This is a genomic window from Paraburkholderia sp., from assembly GCF_036488795.1.
In the GTDB taxonomy this organism is placed as follows: Bacteria; Pseudomonadota; Gammaproteobacteria; order Burkholderiales; family Burkholderiaceae; genus Paraburkholderia.
The window spans coordinates 1-15,578 of record NZ_DASXHA010000084.1 but is presented as its reverse complement, the minus strand read 5'-3'; the positions used below and the strand labels follow the sequence as shown (position 1 = coordinate 15,578).

General features: G+C 63.8%; 13 protein-coding genes. 6 read left to right on the top strand and 7 right to left on the bottom strand.

The features are described 5' to 3' along the window. Nucleotides 1-74 precede the first annotated feature (74 nt). Nucleotides 75-827: a class I SAM-dependent methyltransferase gene (locus VGH41_RS11170; protein ID WP_331597481.1), complete on the bottom strand. Its 753-nt coding sequence runs from the start codon at nucleotides 825-827 to the stop codon at nucleotides 75-77. Nucleotides 828-1,084: 257 nt separating this feature from the next. Next, nucleotides 1,085-1,417: a hypothetical protein gene (locus tag VGH41_RS11165; RefSeq protein WP_331597480.1), complete on the bottom strand. Its 333-nt coding sequence runs from the start codon at nucleotides 1,415-1,417 to the stop codon at nucleotides 1,085-1,087. Nucleotides 1,418-1,661: 244 nt separating this feature from the next. Here VGH41_RS11165 and VGH41_RS11160 point away from each other — a divergent pair, with 244 nt between their 5' ends. The 4 genes from VGH41_RS11160 to VGH41_RS11145 all read left to right on the top strand — a co-directional run bounded on the left by VGH41_RS11160 (nucleotide 1,662) and on the right by VGH41_RS11145 (nucleotide 7,508). Then, entirely contained in the window at nucleotides 1,662-2,477 is an 816-nt protein-coding gene (locus tag VGH41_RS11160; protein WP_331597479.1) for a helix-turn-helix transcriptional regulator, read from the top strand. A gap of 143 nt (nucleotides 2,478-2,620) precedes the next feature. After that, nucleotides 2,621-4,027 carry an argininosuccinate lyase gene (argH, locus tag VGH41_RS11155; protein WP_331597478.1) on the top strand — a complete coding sequence of 469 codons (1,407 nt, stop codon included), beginning with the start codon at nucleotides 2,621-2,623 and terminating at the stop codon, nucleotides 4,025-4,027. Between the two features lie 187 nt (nucleotides 4,028-4,214). Continuing rightward, nucleotides 4,215-6,461, top strand: coding sequence for a hypothetical protein (locus VGH41_RS11150; RefSeq protein ID WP_331597477.1), 2,247 nt, complete (start codon nucleotides 4,215-4,217; stop codon nucleotides 6,459-6,461). A gap of 123 nt (nucleotides 6,462-6,584) precedes the next feature. Further along, the gene (locus VGH41_RS11145) at nucleotides 6,585-7,508 is read left to right on the top strand and encodes a bestrophin family protein (RefSeq protein ID WP_331597476.1); all 924 of its coding nucleotides are present in this window, start codon (nucleotides 6,585-6,587) and stop codon (nucleotides 7,506-7,508) included. A 75-nt stretch (nucleotides 7,509-7,583) separates the two neighbouring features. On the opposite strand, the gene VGH41_RS11140 is transcribed toward VGH41_RS11145, so the two are convergent. The 5 genes from VGH41_RS11140 to apbC form a co-directional block, all read right to left on the bottom strand. Continuing rightward, nucleotides 7,584-8,312, bottom strand: a complete 729-nt coding sequence (locus VGH41_RS11140) for a lysozyme inhibitor LprI family protein (protein WP_331597475.1) — start codon at nucleotides 8,310-8,312, stop codon at nucleotides 7,584-7,586. Between the two features lie 2 nt (nucleotides 8,313-8,314). Then, on the bottom strand, nucleotides 8,315-10,600 hold the full coding sequence (locus VGH41_RS11135; protein WP_331597474.1) for an arginine/lysine/ornithine decarboxylase: 2,286 nt from the start codon (nucleotides 10,598-10,600) through the stop codon (nucleotides 8,315-8,317). A 90-nt stretch (nucleotides 10,601-10,690) separates the two neighbouring features. Beyond that, nucleotides 10,691-11,260, bottom strand: a complete 570-nt coding sequence (gene dcd / locus VGH41_RS11130; protein ID WP_012432068.1) for a dCTP deaminase — start codon at nucleotides 11,258-11,260, stop codon at nucleotides 10,691-10,693. 306 nt (nucleotides 11,261-11,566) lie between these two features. Further along, nucleotides 11,567-12,100 (bottom strand): superoxide dismutase family protein, encoded by a 534-nt coding sequence (locus VGH41_RS11125; protein ID WP_331597471.1) that lies wholly within the window; start codon nucleotides 12,098-12,100, stop codon nucleotides 11,567-11,569. Between the two features lie 120 nt (nucleotides 12,101-12,220). Continuing rightward, a complete protein-coding gene (apbC, locus tag VGH41_RS11120; RefSeq protein ID WP_331597470.1) occupies nucleotides 12,221-13,309 on the bottom strand; it encodes an iron-sulfur cluster carrier protein ApbC in 1,089 nt (362 codons plus the stop codon). A 272-nt stretch (nucleotides 13,310-13,581) separates the two neighbouring features. Here apbC and VGH41_RS11115 point away from each other — a divergent pair, with 272 nt between their 5' ends. Beyond that, nucleotides 13,582-14,235, top strand: coding sequence for an OmpA family protein (locus tag VGH41_RS11115; protein ID WP_331597469.1), 654 nt, complete (start codon nucleotides 13,582-13,584; stop codon nucleotides 14,233-14,235). A gap of 358 nt (nucleotides 14,236-14,593) precedes the next feature. Further along, a partial coding sequence (metG, locus tag VGH41_RS11110) for a methionine--tRNA ligase (RefSeq protein WP_331597468.1) occupies nucleotides 14,594-15,578 on the top strand: 985 nt, incomplete at its 3' end.

Here is a 15,578-nt window from a genome sequence, read left to right as displayed (position 1 = left end):
TCAATTTGAAACGCTCCATATTGCCTCGCAATCTGGAGCGTTTTTTATGCGGCCGACGTGTGCCTCCGACGCATTCAATACGCTTCGATCATCAGCGCGTCGAGCTTGAACGAGCCGTCTTCCTGCACCTCGAAATACTGGCGCACTTCGTCCGGCGCGCCAGTCCACAGCGAGCGGATGGCGACGACGCGCGGCTCCGGCGTGCGCATGCGCGCGACCCACGAAGCGAATTCGATCGGCAGACGCCAGCGCTCGCGAATGGTCGCCTTGAAACCCGCTGCCGCGAACAATGCCAGCCACTCGTCCGCACGATAGTCGCGAATATGCGACGCATCGCGCAGCACTTCGATCGCCTGGATATGCGTATCGAGCAGCGGATGATCGATGCCGGCGATATCGATGAACAACACGCGGCCGCCCGGCTTCAGTACGCGGCGCACTTCGGCGAGCGCATCGGGCACGTCGTGCCAGTGATGCGCGCTCATGCGGCTGACGACCCAATCGAACGATGCATCCGCGAACGGCAGCTTTTCGGCCGCGCCCTGCTGCGTGCGAATGTTGTCGAAGCCACGCTCTTGCGCGGCTGCGGCCACGGTTGCGAGCATTTGCGGCGCGATGTCGTAAGCGACCACGGTCTGCGCGTGCGGCGCGACGGCGAAGCTTGCGTGCCCCGCGCCGCAGCCCATGTCGAGCACGGCGGCACCCGGCGTCGCGGCAACGGACGCCGCGAGCGTCTGCAGATCCGCGCCGGTGGCGTGTACGTGGCTCGTCAAATACGCGGCGGCGGTCGAGCCGAAAGCGTCGGCGACCTGATCGTGATGCTTCATGGGATGCTCCCTTATTGGACGTGGTGCGGCGTGGCGAAGAGGTAACGGCAGACTGGGCGGCTTCGACGCCTATCAGCTAGCACGGGCGCCCATGAACCGTTCCAGTCGCTACAATAGAACTCGTCTTGTACCAGTACAAGTTAAGCAATCATTCTGGTATATGCAGCACCACCCTGCGGCGCGTGGCCAATTCCAATGAGCATGCCGTTCTCCGCCGACTCGTCCCAGATCAGGTTCAAACCGGCGCCAGCGACGAATTACTCCGTCACCAACGCCGGCATTTCGCGCGGCGGGATGTTTAGCTTGAGTTGAGGGGCGTCGTTTTCGCCACCGCCCGCTCGATACGCCTTGAGTTCGGACTGGGCGCGTAGGTCGTAGCTGCGCTTGCCTTCACGTGACATATTGGCAGTTGATCCCTCGAAAGCGCTGCCGCTCAGTTTGTCGCCATCAGGCCGCGGGCCGAATGGGTCCGATGAGACTGCACGCGGCAGTGTCGTGCCGCGATAAAGGTAATAGTTGTGACTGCTGTTCTGCGCCGCCACGTAGAGCGGCGACGCAAGCAAGACCGCCAAAAAGGACCTTCGAACCATGCTAGGAGTGCTCCTGATTAATAAGCGGTCCAAAGCATAGCAGGATGGCAACGGCCTGTATTTTCGGGATCGGATGCATAGCGACGCCGCGTCGCATGCCCTCACGCTGGCTACACCCGGCTCTCGATCACGGGCGCCCATGAACCGTTCCACTCGCTACAATAGAACGCGTCCTGTACCGGTACACGTTCAGCAGTTATTCTGGTATCTATCACACTACCCTGCACCCCCTTTGTCGATTCCAATGAGCACGCCGCCCTCCGCCGATTCGTCCCCGCCTCCGCTCGATGCAACCCCCGCGCACGCCCTGGGCGATTTCATCCGTGCCCATCGCGAGCGGCTCTCGCCGCAGGCGGTCGGCCTGCCGCCCGGGCCGCGGCGCCGCACGCCGGGGCTTCGGCGCGAGGAAGTCGCCCAGTTGTGCGGCGTGAGCCCCACCTGGTACACGTGGATCGAGCAAGGTCGGCCGGTCTCCGCCTCGGCGGATGCGCTCGCGCGCATCGCCGTCGCGTTGCAACTGTCGCGCGCCGAGCGGGCCTATCTGTTCGAACTGGCCGCTCAGCGCGACCCGGCCGAACCCGATCCGGCCGCCGCGGACGCTCCCGCCACGCTGCTCGAAACCGTTCAACTGGTCAGCGCACCGGCTTACGTGCTGGACCGTCAGTGGAACGCGCTGGCCTGGAACGAGCGTGCAGCGGACCTGTTCGTGGGCTGGCTCGACGGCAATCACGACCGCAATCTGCTGCGCTTTACCTTCACCGAGCCGACAGCGCGCGCGCTGATCGTCGATTGGGAAGCGCGCGCGCGGCGGCTGGCCGCCGAATTTCGCGCCGACTCGATCCGGCACCTGAACGACGCGCCCACGCGCGGCCTGATCGACACGCTGACCAGCAGCAGCGACGCCTTCGCACGCTTCTGGGCCTCGCAAGACGTGGGCGAGCGTGAAGGCGGACGGCGCGAATTCAACCACCCGCGCGACGGCCGCGTGGTGTACGACCAGATCACGTTCAAGCCGGCGCATCGCGAAGATCTGAAGCTGGTGGTGCTGGTGCGCGAGTAGCCGCGCCGCGGCCTGTCGCCGCACGCCTTGCGGCGCTGCGTGCAGTCCGCACGCCGCCGGATGTTAAAATCGCTGTCCTGTTCGCATTGGCGGCCCGCACCGCCCATGGCCTCTTCACCGCTGGTTCACTGCCCATCCACACCATGACGTCCCAACTGCACAAAAAAGGCGAAGCCTGGTCGGCTCGCTTCTCGGAACCGATGTCGGAGCTCGTCAAACGCTATACGTCGTCGGTTTTCTTCGACAAACGTCTGGCCTTGGTCGACATCGAGGGCTCGCTCGCGCACGCCGCCATGCTCGCCGCGCAGAAGATCATCGGCGCCGACGACCTGGCGGCCATCCAGCGAGGTATGGCGCAGATCAAGGGTGAAATCGAACGTGGCGAATTCGAGTGGCAACTCGATCTCGAAGACGTGCACCTGAACATCGAAGCGCGCCTGACGGCGCTGATCGGCGATGCCGGCAAGCGCCTGCACACCGGCCGTTCCCGCAACGACCAGGTGGCGACGGACATCCGCCTGTGGCTGCGCGGCGAAATCGACCGGATCGGCGGCTTGCTGAAGGACTTGCGCACCGCCCTGCTCGATCTGGCCGAGCAGAACGCCGAAACCATCATGCCGGGCTTCACGCACTTGCAGGTCGCGCAGCCGGTCACGTTCGGCCATCACCTGCTGGCTTACGTCGAAATGTTCTCGCGCGACGCCGAACGCATGCGCGATTGCCGCACCCGCGTGAACCGTCTGCCGCTGGGCGCGGCGGCGCTGGCCGGCACGAGCTACCCGATCGACCGTCACGCGGTGGCGAAGACACTCGGCTTCGACGGCATTTGCGCGAATTCGCTGGACGCCGTATCGGATCGCGACTTCGCCATCGAATTCACGGCCGCTGCCGCACTGGTGATGACCCACGTGTCGCGCTTCTCGGAAGAACTGGTGCTGTGGATGAGCCCGCGCGTCGGCTTTATCGATCTGGCCGACCGTTTCTGCACCGGCTCGTCGATCATGCCGCAGAAAAAGAACCCCGACGTGCCGGAACTGGCGCGCGGCAAGACCGGCCGCGTGAACGGCCATCTGATGGCACTGCTGACGTTGATGAAGGGTCAGCCGCTCGCGTACAACAAGGACAATCAGGAAGACAAGGAACCGCTGTTCGACACGGTGGATACGGTCGCCGACACGCTGCGGATTTTTGCCGAAATGGTGGCGGGCATCACCGTGAAGCCGCAAGCCATGCGTGCAGCGGCGTTGCAGGGCTTCTCGACGGCGACCGATCTGGCCGACTATCTGGTCAAGCGCGGCCTGCCGTTCCGCGACGCGCACGAAGCCGTGGCGCATGCAGTGCGGATTTGCGTGGACCGCAATTGCGATCTGGCGGATCTGACGCTGGACGAAATGCGCAGCGAACTGCCGAATGTCGCGCATCTGATCGGCGAGGACGTGTTTGAATATCTGACACTGGAAGGCTCGGTTGCCAGCCGGAATCATCCGGGGGGCACGGCGCCTGAACAGGTTCGCGCCGCGGTGAAGGCTGCCCGGGCTCTGTTGACGTGATGCCTGCATGAACCTCTGGCGCCAGACGCCAGACACAGGAAAAACAGGCGAACCCCACCCAGGTTCGCCTATTTTTTTGCACATCGCGCCCCCGCTATTCGCGTTTTGTGGTGTGCGAGACATACCCCGAGGGGCAAGGTGGTCTAGATTGGCCGGGTTGCTGAAATTGGGCCATTGGATCCTCCTTATGCACACACGTCTGCCTGCTACGGACACAGCGCCCGATAGCGGCCTCCTCAGTCTCAGCTTTCTGCCGCTCCTGTTCCTGCTGGGTTGCCTGCTGGGCGGCCTGCTGACTAGCGACGTCTCCGCTGAGACGCTGCTGAACGTCAAGACCTCATGGATCGGCAACACGTTCGGCTACGGCGACGGCATGTGGACGCAGATCGACATCAGCGCGATCGCGGTTGCGCCGGATGGCAAGGTGTACACCAATTCGGTGTGGGACGAGAGCGGCGCCGAATCGGGCATCTATCAGGACGGCAAGATGCTCGGCCGTGCCGGCGACACGCACGGCTGGGGCAACTTCGGCGGCAATGCCGTCGCCGTCAATCAGCACTGCGTGTTCATTGCGGTGACGGTCGACAGCCTGAGCGGCAGTCTCGTCGCACCAGGCATCTGGCCACCCAAGGGACGCCAGTGGTATGGCGTATCGCGCCGCCAGATCAGCGACCCGAGCCGCAGCGCGCCGTTTCGGCCCGTGGTGAACGCCGCCAATCCGCGCGAACAGCTAGGCGCGTCCTTCCTGACCATCAACGATGTAGTGGACGGCACCCGGGACGCCGGCGTGGGCGGCCTCGCTGCGAACGACACGGCCTTGTATGTGGCCAACCCCTTGAACAACCGCATCGAGGTATACGACGCCCAATCGATGCAGCGCAAAGCTACGTGGAACGCGCCCGAGCCCGGCCGTCTCGCAGTGGCGCCCGACGGCACCGTGTGGGCACTGACCGGGACGCGCACCGGCAAGCATCCGCGCGTCGTGCATTACTCGGCGAGCGGTCAACGTCTCGACGACGCGTTGCCGCTGCCCGCGGACACGATCGCCGTGGACGTCGCCGTCGACCCGCAAGGCCGGGTGCTGATCGCGGATAACGGTCCCCGTCAGCAGGTGCTGTTTTTCGCCCGGCAAGGCGATGGCCGCTACACCGCGGATGGCACGCTCGGCGAACCCGGTGGCATCTTCTCGGGCGTTTCCGGACGGCCCGGGCCGCAGCGCTTCAACGGCCTGACCGGCGTGGGTGTCGACGCGCAGGGCAACGTCTACGTGTCGAACAACGGTCTGGGCATCAACGTGTCGCCGGACGGCGCCGGCCTGTTCGCCACGCTGGAAAGCTACGCGCCTGACGGCAAGCTGCGCTGGCAGGTGCAGGGGCTGCTGTTCGTGGACGGCGCATGGATCGATCCCGCGCGGCCCGACAGCGTGTACACGGGCAACAAGCGCTTCGAACTGGATCTGTCGAAACCATCCGGGCAGGACTGGAAATATGCCGGATTCCTGAGCAACCGTTTCAGGTATCCGCAAGACCCCACCTTCAATACAGATCCGTGGCCGGGCATGCCGATCGCCCGCCAGCTCAAAGGCCACACGTTTCTGTATCTGACGGACATGTATGCGGACCACCTGAAAATCTACCGTTTCGATGCCGCGCGCGTCGGCGAAACAGCGATTCCTTCCTGCTTCGTCGCGACCAGCGCGGCGGGCGTCGCCCATGTGCCCAATGCGCCGCCCGGCGGCGAATGGATCTGGCGCGACAGCAATGGCGACGGCAAATTCGATGCCGCCGAATTCGCCCCCAACACCACCGGCACGCCGATGGCCGGCGGCTGGGGCTGGTGGGTCGACTCCGCCGGCGATATCTGGCACGCGCTCTACTCGAAGGGCATCTACCGGTTTCGCTTCGGCGGTCTCGACAAGTACGGCAACCCCATCTACTCATATGCGGACATGACGGTGTATCCGGTGCCGCCGCCGTTCACCGACCTGCACCGGACCCTTTACATCCCCGAGACCGACACGCTCTACGCCACCGGCTATACCGCCGACATGCCGTACGACGTGCGCTTCTGGAAAGAAGTCGGCCGGGTCCTCGTGCGCTACGATCACTGGTCGCGCGGCAAACCCACTCCGCGATACACGGTCACGGTCCCGTGGCAAACGCAGACCAAGCCGGGCGTGACGACCAACAGCATCACCGTGGAAGGCCAGTATGTGTTCCTCGTGGAGTCCGTGACCGGCGCCGTGCATGTGCTGGACAAGGACACGGGCGTCGAAGTCGGTGTGATCCGGCCGGGTCCGGAGGTGGGCCGCACGTCGGGCTGGGTCGACGTGCCAAACGGTGTGAGCGCCTACCGGCGCAGCGACGGCGAGTATCTGGTATTCGTCGAGGAAGACGCCCGCGGCAAGGTCATGATGTACCGCTGGAAGCCGTAGCAGTCGAGCTCGTGCGGATGGCTGCCGCGCCCTCGGCGACGGCGTGACACAAGCGCCCATCTTCCGCGCGGCACCTCATCGCGGCGATAATAAAAAACCACCCGACCGACGCCTCCAACACTCATGATCATTCGTCCCCACCTGCACTGGTTCCGCATGTTGCTTGCCTGGCGCGGCTCGGTGCTGCCCAGTCTGCTGCCGCGGCTTCTGCTGATCTTCTGCATCTCGCTCGTCGCGTTGGCTGTCCACAACCATATCCTCAAGATCACGGTCAGCCTCGGCACGACGCCATTTTCGCTGATCGGCATCGCGCTGGCGGTCTTCCTCGGCTTTCGCAACAACGCCAGCTACGACCGCTGGTGGGAAGCCCGCAAGCTGTGGGGTCACCTGCTCAACATCGCACGTTCGATGACCCGCCAGGCGCTCACCTTGCCGCGCGAGTCGCTCGAAGCGGCGGAAATCCGCGCCTTCGTTCAGATACTTGGCACACTGCCGCACGCGCTGCGCCATCAGTTGCGCAAGACCGATCCGCGGGAGGACCTCGCTGCACGCTTGCCCGCGCCCCTGGTGGAACGTGTCATGGCGTCGCGCTACCGGCCGTCTACGCTGATGCTGTCGCTCGGCGAATGGGTGCAGCGCCATGCGCGCGCCGGCGCAATCGATTCGATGGCCGTGCTCGCCTTCGATCGCAATCTGGACGCGCTAGCGGATGTGATCGGCGGCTGCGAGCGTATCGGCTCGACGCCACTGCCGTTCGCCTATTCGGTGATGATCCACCGCACCGTCTACTTCTTTTGTGCGGCGCTGCCGTTCGGTCTCGTGGATAGCATCGGTATCTTCACGCCGGTGTTCTCGACGTTCGTAGCCTACGCGTTCATGGCGCACGAAGCGATTGCTTCGCAACTCGAAGACCCGTTCGGCAGCGACGAAAACGACCTCGCGCTCGGCATGATGTCGGTCTCTATTGAGGACGCCACGCGCGATCTGCTGGGCGAGCCCGCTCTGATCATTCCCGGGCCGCAGGATGAGGGGTATCTGGTGACGTGATGCCGCGGGCCGGCAACCAGACCGGCAATGGGCCGCCGCCGTAAGCGCACGGTCCTACCGGCAGGGCACGGTGCCTCAGTGATTGCCGACCGTCTCCGACAGGCGCTTGAGCGTGGCGACCCGTGCGCCGATGATATCGACCCGGCCGCGCTCGTCGGTCACCGTGGTCGCGGCTTCGAGGTACGCATTCCACGCCCGTTGCGCGTGCACCAGAGTCGGCCGCGCGCGCGCCGGCATTTTCACCTGCAGACGGTGGTAGTAGCGGTTCAAATCGAAGGTGGCGTGTTCGCACAGTGCGTCGGCGGAACACGGGCGCGGCCGCACCGGGGTGGCCGCACCGGCACCCGTCTGCGCCACCGCGCTGCGCAGCGCGAGGGCGCGGTCGCGGGCCGGCTGCAGTTCCAGGTCCGCCTCGGCCAGCTCGTATGCCGTGCCTTGCGTGGTCGCGAAGACCGCGTCGAACAACGGCGCCTGCGCCTCGCGCGAGGCCTGCCAGCGCGTCTGGCTGGTCTCCCACGCCTTCTGCTGCGCGGGCGGCAGCTTCGTCAGTAGCTGCTGATAGGCCACATTCATGGCCGCCAGCCAGCCCAGCCGGGCCATTTGCGTGCACTGCAACTGCCCTGCCGTCGACGACATGTCGCTACGCGCGAGACAGGTGCGCATCGCCGCGTCGATCGGATCGGCCGCGGCGACTTCGGCGCGCGCGCCAGACGGCGCCGCCAACCCCAGCGTCAGCGCCGTCAAGGTAGCGGCGGCGGCACGCAGCCAGACGCTGCCGCTGCCGGTCTGTTGCAACCGTGCCATTGTCAGCCGCGCACGCAATCGACGAAGTACTCGATGCGACCGTTGATCGTCTCGCCCACCAGCCCGTGGATATCCGTATGGAAGCCCGGGAAGCGCTCGTTGAACTCGCGCGCAAAACGCAGGTAGTTGACGATGGTCTTGTTGAAGCGCTCGCCCGGGATCAGCAGCGGAATGCCCGGCGGATACGGCGTGAGCAGAATCGACGTGACGCGCCCTTCCAGTTCGTCGATAGGCACGCGATCCACCTCGCGGTGCGCCAGCTTGGCGAACGCTTCGGACGGCTTCATGGCCGGCTCCATGCTCGACAGGTACATCTCGGTGGTCAGACGCGCGATGTCGTTCGCGCGGTACACGCTGTGGATCTGCTCGCAGAGATCGCGCAGGCCGATGCGCTCGTACATGGGGTGATGCGCCACGAACTCGGGCAGCACGCGCCACAGCGGCTGGTTGTTGTCGTAGTCGTCCTTGAACTGCTGCAACTCGGTGACCATCGAGTTCCAGCGGCCCTTGGTAATGCCGATCGTGAACATGATGAAGAACGAATACAGCCCGGTCTTCTCGACGATGATGCCGTGCTCGGCCAGATACTTCGTGACGATCGCCGCCGGAATGCCCGATTCGCCAAAGTCGCCGTCCACGTCGAGCCCCGGCGTGATGATGGTCGCCTTGATCGGGTCGAGCATGTTGAAATTCTCGGCGAGCGGGCCGAAGCCGTGCCAGCGGTCGTTCGGGCGCAGCATCCAGTCTTCGCGTGAACCGATGCCCTCTTCGGCCAGCTCTTCCGGGCCCCAGACCTGGAAGAACCAGTCGTCGCCGTATTCGGCGTCGACCTTGCGCATGGCGCGGCGGAAATCCAGCGCTTCAGCGATGGATTCCTCCACCAGCGCGGTGCCGCCAGGTGCTTCCATCATTGCCGCCGCCACGTCGCACGACGCGATGATCGCGTACTGCGGACTGGTGGACGTGTGCATCAGATACGCCTCATTGAAGCGATGCTTGTCGAAGCGGCTGTTCTTCGAGTCCTGCACGACGATCTGCGAAGCCTGCGAAATGCCGGCCAGCAGCTTGTGCGTGGAGTGCGTGGCGAACACCAGTGCGCCGATGCGCGGACGCCCCGCGCCGATTGCATGCATGTCCTGGTAGAACGAGTGAAATTCGGCGTGCGGCAGCCACGCTTCGTCGAAGTGCAAGGTGTCGAGCCAGTCGCCCAGCATTTCCTTGATCATCTCGACGTTGTAGATCACGCCGTCGTACGTGCTCTGCGTGATGGTCAGAATGCGCGGCTTGAGGTTCGGATTCTTCGCCATCGCCTCGCGGGCAAAGGGATTCGCCTCGATTTTCTTGCGGATGTTCTCCGGCTCGAATTCGCTGCGCGGAATCGGGCCGATGATGCCGAAGTTATTGCGGGTAGGCGTCAGGAACACCGGAATCGCGCCGGTCATCGTGATGGCGTGCAGGATCGACTTGTGGCAGTTACGGTCCACCAGCACGATATCGCCCGGGGCGACCGTGCCGTGCCAGACAATCTTGTTCGAGGTCGACGTGCCGTTGGTCACGAAGAACACGTGGTCGGCGCTGAAAATGCGCGCGGCATTGCGTTCGGAGGCCGCAATCGGACCCGTGTGATCGAGCAGCTGGCCGAGTTCGTCGACTGCGTTGCAGACGTCCGCGCGCAGCATGTTCTCGCCGAAGAACTGATGGAACATCTGGCCAAGCGGATTCTTCAGGAACGCCACGCCACCGGAGTGCCCCGGGCAGTGCCACGAGTACGAGCCCTCTTCCGCGTACTGCACCAGCTCCTTGAAAAACGGCGGTGCGAGCGAATCCAGATACACCTTGGCTTCGCGGATGATGTGGCGCGCGACGAACTCCGGCGTGTCCTCGAACATGTGGATGAAGCCGTGCAGCTCACGCAGGATGTCGTTGGGCAGGTGGCGCGAGGTGCGCGTTTCGCCGTACAGGAAGATCGGAATGTCGGCGTTGCGGCGGCGCACTTCCGTCACGAACGCGCGCAGCGCGACGATCGCCGCAGCCAGTTCCGGCGTTTCGCCTTCCACCACGACGTTGTCGACGTAGGGCAGCAGTTCGTCGTCGTCAATGGACAGGATGAAGCACGACGCACGGCTCGACTGCTGCGCGAAGGAGGTGAGATCGCCATAGCTCGTCAGCCCGAGCACTTCCGCGCCTTCTTTCTCGATTGCTTCAGCGAGAGCCCGGATGCCAGAACCCGAGATGTTCTCGGAGCGGAAATCTTCGTCAATGATGACGACGGGAAAACGAAACTTCATGGACGATTCTCCAAAAGGAACGACCGCTGTCTTCTTTGGTAAAGAGCAGCGGTCACCTGTATTTCCGGGTGGGTCAGTGCGCTGCGAGCGTCACGTTTTGGGCAACGTCACGCCGTGCTGACCTTGATATTTGCCGCCGCGATCCGCGTACGACGTTTCACAAATCTCGTCGCTTTCGAAAAACAGCACCTGGGCGACGCCTTCGTTCGCGTAGATTTTCGCAGGCAAAGGTGTCGTATTTGAGAATTCCAGCGTCACGTGCCCTTCCCATTCCGGTTCGAACGGCGTCACGTTGACGATGATGCCGCAGCGCGCATACGTGGACTTGCCGAGACACACGGTCAGGACGCTGCGCGGAATGCGGAAATACTCGACGGTGCGCGCCAGCGCAAACGAATTCGGCGGGATGATGCAGACATCGCCCTTGAAATCGACGAACGACTTTTCGTCGAAATTCTTCGGGTCGACGATGGTCGAGTTGATGTTCGTGAAGATCTTGAATTCGTCGGCGCAACGAATGTCGTAGCCGTAGCTCGACGTGCCGTAGCTGACGATCTTCCGGCCGTCTTCGGAGACGCGCACCTGGTCGGGCGCGAACGGCTCGATCATGTTGTGCGACGCAGCCATACGGCGGATCCACTTGTCGGATTTGATGGTCATAGTTGAACGCGGCTTGCCGGGTGAATACGGGGTGAAGTGCTGCACGAGGCCCGCGGGGCCGGGTGCTGCCGGACGAAAGGCGCTTATTTTACGCGATCAGCGCAAAGCTGCCGCAAGTATGCCGAATGGCGGATGCCGGAGGACGACCGGGTGCCGTTAAGATGCCCGTTCAGCACTGCGGTTCTGTGCCGCACCGGTCGCTGCCGGGTCACTGCTGGGCCGCTGCAGTTTGCCGCGGCGCGGCGAAACGGTCCGGCTTGCAGCAGTCAGGTTGCGGCATTGCTGAAGCGCGCCGCCGTTACGCTGCTACTGGTGGATGACCCCGCACGCGAGCGGCACACCGGCGCCGTGTTGCGGCCATGCGTAAGGATCGGAAGCATCGCGATGCAGCAGGACCGAGCGCTGCAGGACCGACCGGATGCCGTCGAGCGAAACATCGGGTGCGACGATAAAGCCGGTGGCCACGCCGTTCGAATCCGCGTGGATATTGCCGAGGTCGCCTTCCACCCGTGTACCCATCTTCAGCCGCTCAGCTGCCGGGGCAAAGACCGCGCCGGCGGCCGAGCCGTCCGCCGAATTGCAGTCGCCGCGCTCATGCACCTGCAGTGCATGGTCGCTATCGGGCGGCAAGCCGGACAGGTTGTAGGTGACCTGCACGCCGTCGGAGCGTTCGATGAAAGTGACCAGTCCGCGCGCCTGATTCCCCACGGTGGGCAGCAGTTGAGCGTCAGCGCGTTTCTCCTGTGGTCTCAGGAATGTAGTGCAGCCGCATAACAGCAGGCTGCTGGCAGCCAGGACGATGAACGCATGCACCGCCTGCCCGTCGATTCGTTTTCCCATGCGATCCTCTTGTCGACCGCCGGCCGCCCCTGCGGTCGCCGAGCCGAACCTGATGAAGTCGACATGATACCGCGAGCGAAGACGCAGATTTGCGCCTTCGCCCACGTTCAGAGCGCTTGCTCAGGTGTTCTGGACAACGATATTCGGAAACTTCGAGGTCATATCGCGGGCACGCTCGGCAATATGAATCGCCACCTTGCGGGCAATTGTCCGGTAAATCTCCGCGACACGCCCTTCCGGATCGGCCACTACCGTCGGCTTGCCGGAGTCGGCCTGCTCGCGGATCGCAATGTCGAGCGGCAGGCTGCCGAGCGCGTCCACGCCGTATTCCTGCGCCATACGCTCGCCGCCGCCCGCGCCGAAGATGTGCTCTTCGTGACCGCAGTTCGAGCAGATATGCATGCTCATGTTTTCGACGATTCCGAGAATCGGAATGCCGACCTTCTCGAACATCTTGAGGCCCTTCTTGGCGTCGAGCAGCGCGATGTCCTGCGGCGTCGTGACGATCACCGCACCCGTCACCGGCACGCGCTGCGACAGCGTCAACTGGATGTCGCCGGTGCCCGGCGGCATGTCGACGATCAGGTAGTCGAGGTCTTGCCAGTTCGTCTGCCGCAACAGCTGTTCGAGCGCCGAGGTGGCCATCGGGCCGCGCCACACCATGGGGTTGTCCTGCTCGATCAGAAAGCCGATCGAGTTGGCCTGCACGCCATGGCCATGCATCGGGTTCATCGACTGGCCGTCCGGCGATTCCGGGCGGCCTTGAATGCCGAGCATCATGGGCAGCGACGGGCCGTAGATGTCGGCGTCCAGCACCCCGACCGAGGCGCCTTCGCTCGCCAGCGCCAACGCGAGATTCACCGCGGTCGTGCTCTTGCCGACCCCGCCCTTGCCCGACGCGACGGCAATGATGTTCTTCACATTGGGCAACAGTTTCACGCCCCGCTGCACCGTGTGCGCCGCAATCTGCTGCGACACTTCCACGCGCGCTTCGGCGACTCCCGGCACGGCGCGCAACGCGTCCGCGACCCGCTCGCGGACCGCTTCAAACTGACGTTTGGCCGGATAGCCGAGTACCACCTCGACGCTAACCGTGGCACCATCCACCGTGACGTTCTTGAGGCTCTTCGCGGCTGCGAACGGACGTCCTGTGTTGGGGTCAGCGACGGCCGCAAGGGCGGCGTCGACCAATGCCCGATCAATGCTCATTGAAACTCCGTGGGGAACACTTGCGGCGCGGCGGAATCGAAGCTTCGGCCGTCAGCCGGAAATTGAAAAAAATTGTTATGCGGCATTGCGAAAAAAAGCCTTGCCGGGCACCCTTCGGCAGCAGCAGGCCATAGGGTCGCATCGCTGTGTACTTCAGTCATCATTGTAGTGGCTGGCGCCAAGCCTTGCCGGAAGACCCTTCTTCACTGTCGGAGCGGCAGCGAGGTCTCCGCCAAGGTCGACCCGCTTCAATAATCAAGAGGAAAGCAAAAATGAACGCAAAAATCATGACCCGCCTGGCGGTCTTCGCAGTTGCCGGCTCGCTGCTGGCAGGCTGTGCCACCCAGCAAGGCACGAATACGGCAGTCGGCACGGGTGTCGGAGCCGGCACAGGGGCGGCACTCGGGGCGATCTTCGGCGGCGGCAAGGGTGCGGCGATTGGTGCGGGCGTCGGCGCGGCGGTCGGCGGCATTACCGGCTATAACTGGCAAAACATTCACAACAAACTGTCGGGTGCCACCAAGGGTACCGGCACGCAGATTACCGAGCAGCCGGACGGTTCGCTCAAGCTGAACATCCCGAGCTCGGTCACGTTCGACACGAACAGCTATGCGATCAAGCCGTCGTTCGCGCCGGTGCTGGACCAGCTGGCCCAGACGCTCACGCAGAACCCCGAGGTGATCGCGCAAGTGGTCGGTTACACGGACAGCACGGGTCAACCGGCCTATAACCAGACGCTGTCGGTCAACCGTGCGGAGGCCGTCACCGGCTATCTGGGCCAGCGCGGCATCAATCCGCAGCGCCTGTCTGCACAAGGTATGGGTCAGAACAATCCGGTTGCCGACAACAACACGGAAGCCGGCCGCGCCGCGAACCGCCGCGTGGAAATCTTCCTGCGCGCGACCGCACAGCACAACAACGGTTAATCAGGGGTGAGGATGGTGCGTGGGCGGCCTGTGGGCCGCCCACGCCGCAATGGAAAACCGGAGTCGGCCCGGGAGCAGCGAATCGAAAAATTTTTCGAACTCTCCCGAAAATCCGCTGTCTGTCTTTACGGTACGTGGCTGGCTATGCCGTCACGGCACCATTCTCCTCTTGTCGTTGTTGCTCCGGGGCCCATTAGCCCCGGTTTTTTTTGGTGCCGGTTCAACGCAACCATCGTTTCCCCTCGCTGGGACGCAAGCGTCCGGATGCTCCGTCCCAAGCCAGTCAAGCCACGCCCGCTGGCCTCGGCCGCCCTGCTAGAATCGAAGTTTCGTCTCTGCGCAAGCCCTCACTATCCCTATGTCAGCACCCGCAACCGGTCTTTCCGCAAGCGCGCCGTCAGGCCGTCGCCAGATTCTCGTCACGTCGGCCCTTCCGTATGCGAATGGGCAAATCCATATTGGCCATCTGGTCGAATATATCCAGACGGACATCTGGGTCCGCACGCTGCGAATGCACGGTCACGAGGTCTACTACGTCGGCGCGGACGACACCCACGGCACGCCCATCATGCTGCGCGCCGAAAAGGAAGGCATCACGCCGAAGCAGCTGATCGACCGCGTCTGGCAGGAACACAAGCGCGATTTCGACAGCTTCGGCATTTCCTTCGACAACTACTATTCGACCGACTCCGAGGAGAACCGCGTCCTGAGCGAATCCGTCTACACGGCGCTCAAGGACGCGGGGCTGATCGAAGCGCGCGATATCGAACAGGCGTACGACCCGGTCAAGGAGATGTTCCTGCCGGACCGCTTCATCAAGGGCGAATGCCCGAAGTGCGGCGCAAAAGACCAGTACGGCGACAACTGCGAGGTGTGCGGTTCGACCTACCAGCCCACCGAACTGATCAACCCCTACTCGGTGGTGTCGGGCGCCACGCCGATCCGTAAGACCTCGACGCATTACTTCTTCCGCCTGTCGGATCCGCGCTGTGAGAATTTCCTGCGTGGCTGGGTGGGCGGTCTGGCGCAGCCGGAAGCCACCAACAAGATGCGCGAATGGCTCGGCGACGCGGGCGAAGCGAAACTCGCCGACTGGGACATCTCGCGCGACGCGCCGTACTTCGGCTTCGAGATCCCCGGCGCACCCGGCAAGTACTTCTACGTGTGGCTCGACGCGCCGGTCGGCTATTACGCGAGCTTCAGGAATCTTGCCGACCAGCGCGGCATCGATTTCGACGCATGGATCCGCAAGGGCTCGACCGCCGAGCAGTACCACTTCATCGGCAAAGACATTCTGTACTTCCACACGCTGTTCTGGCCGGCCATGCTCGAGTTTTCGGGCC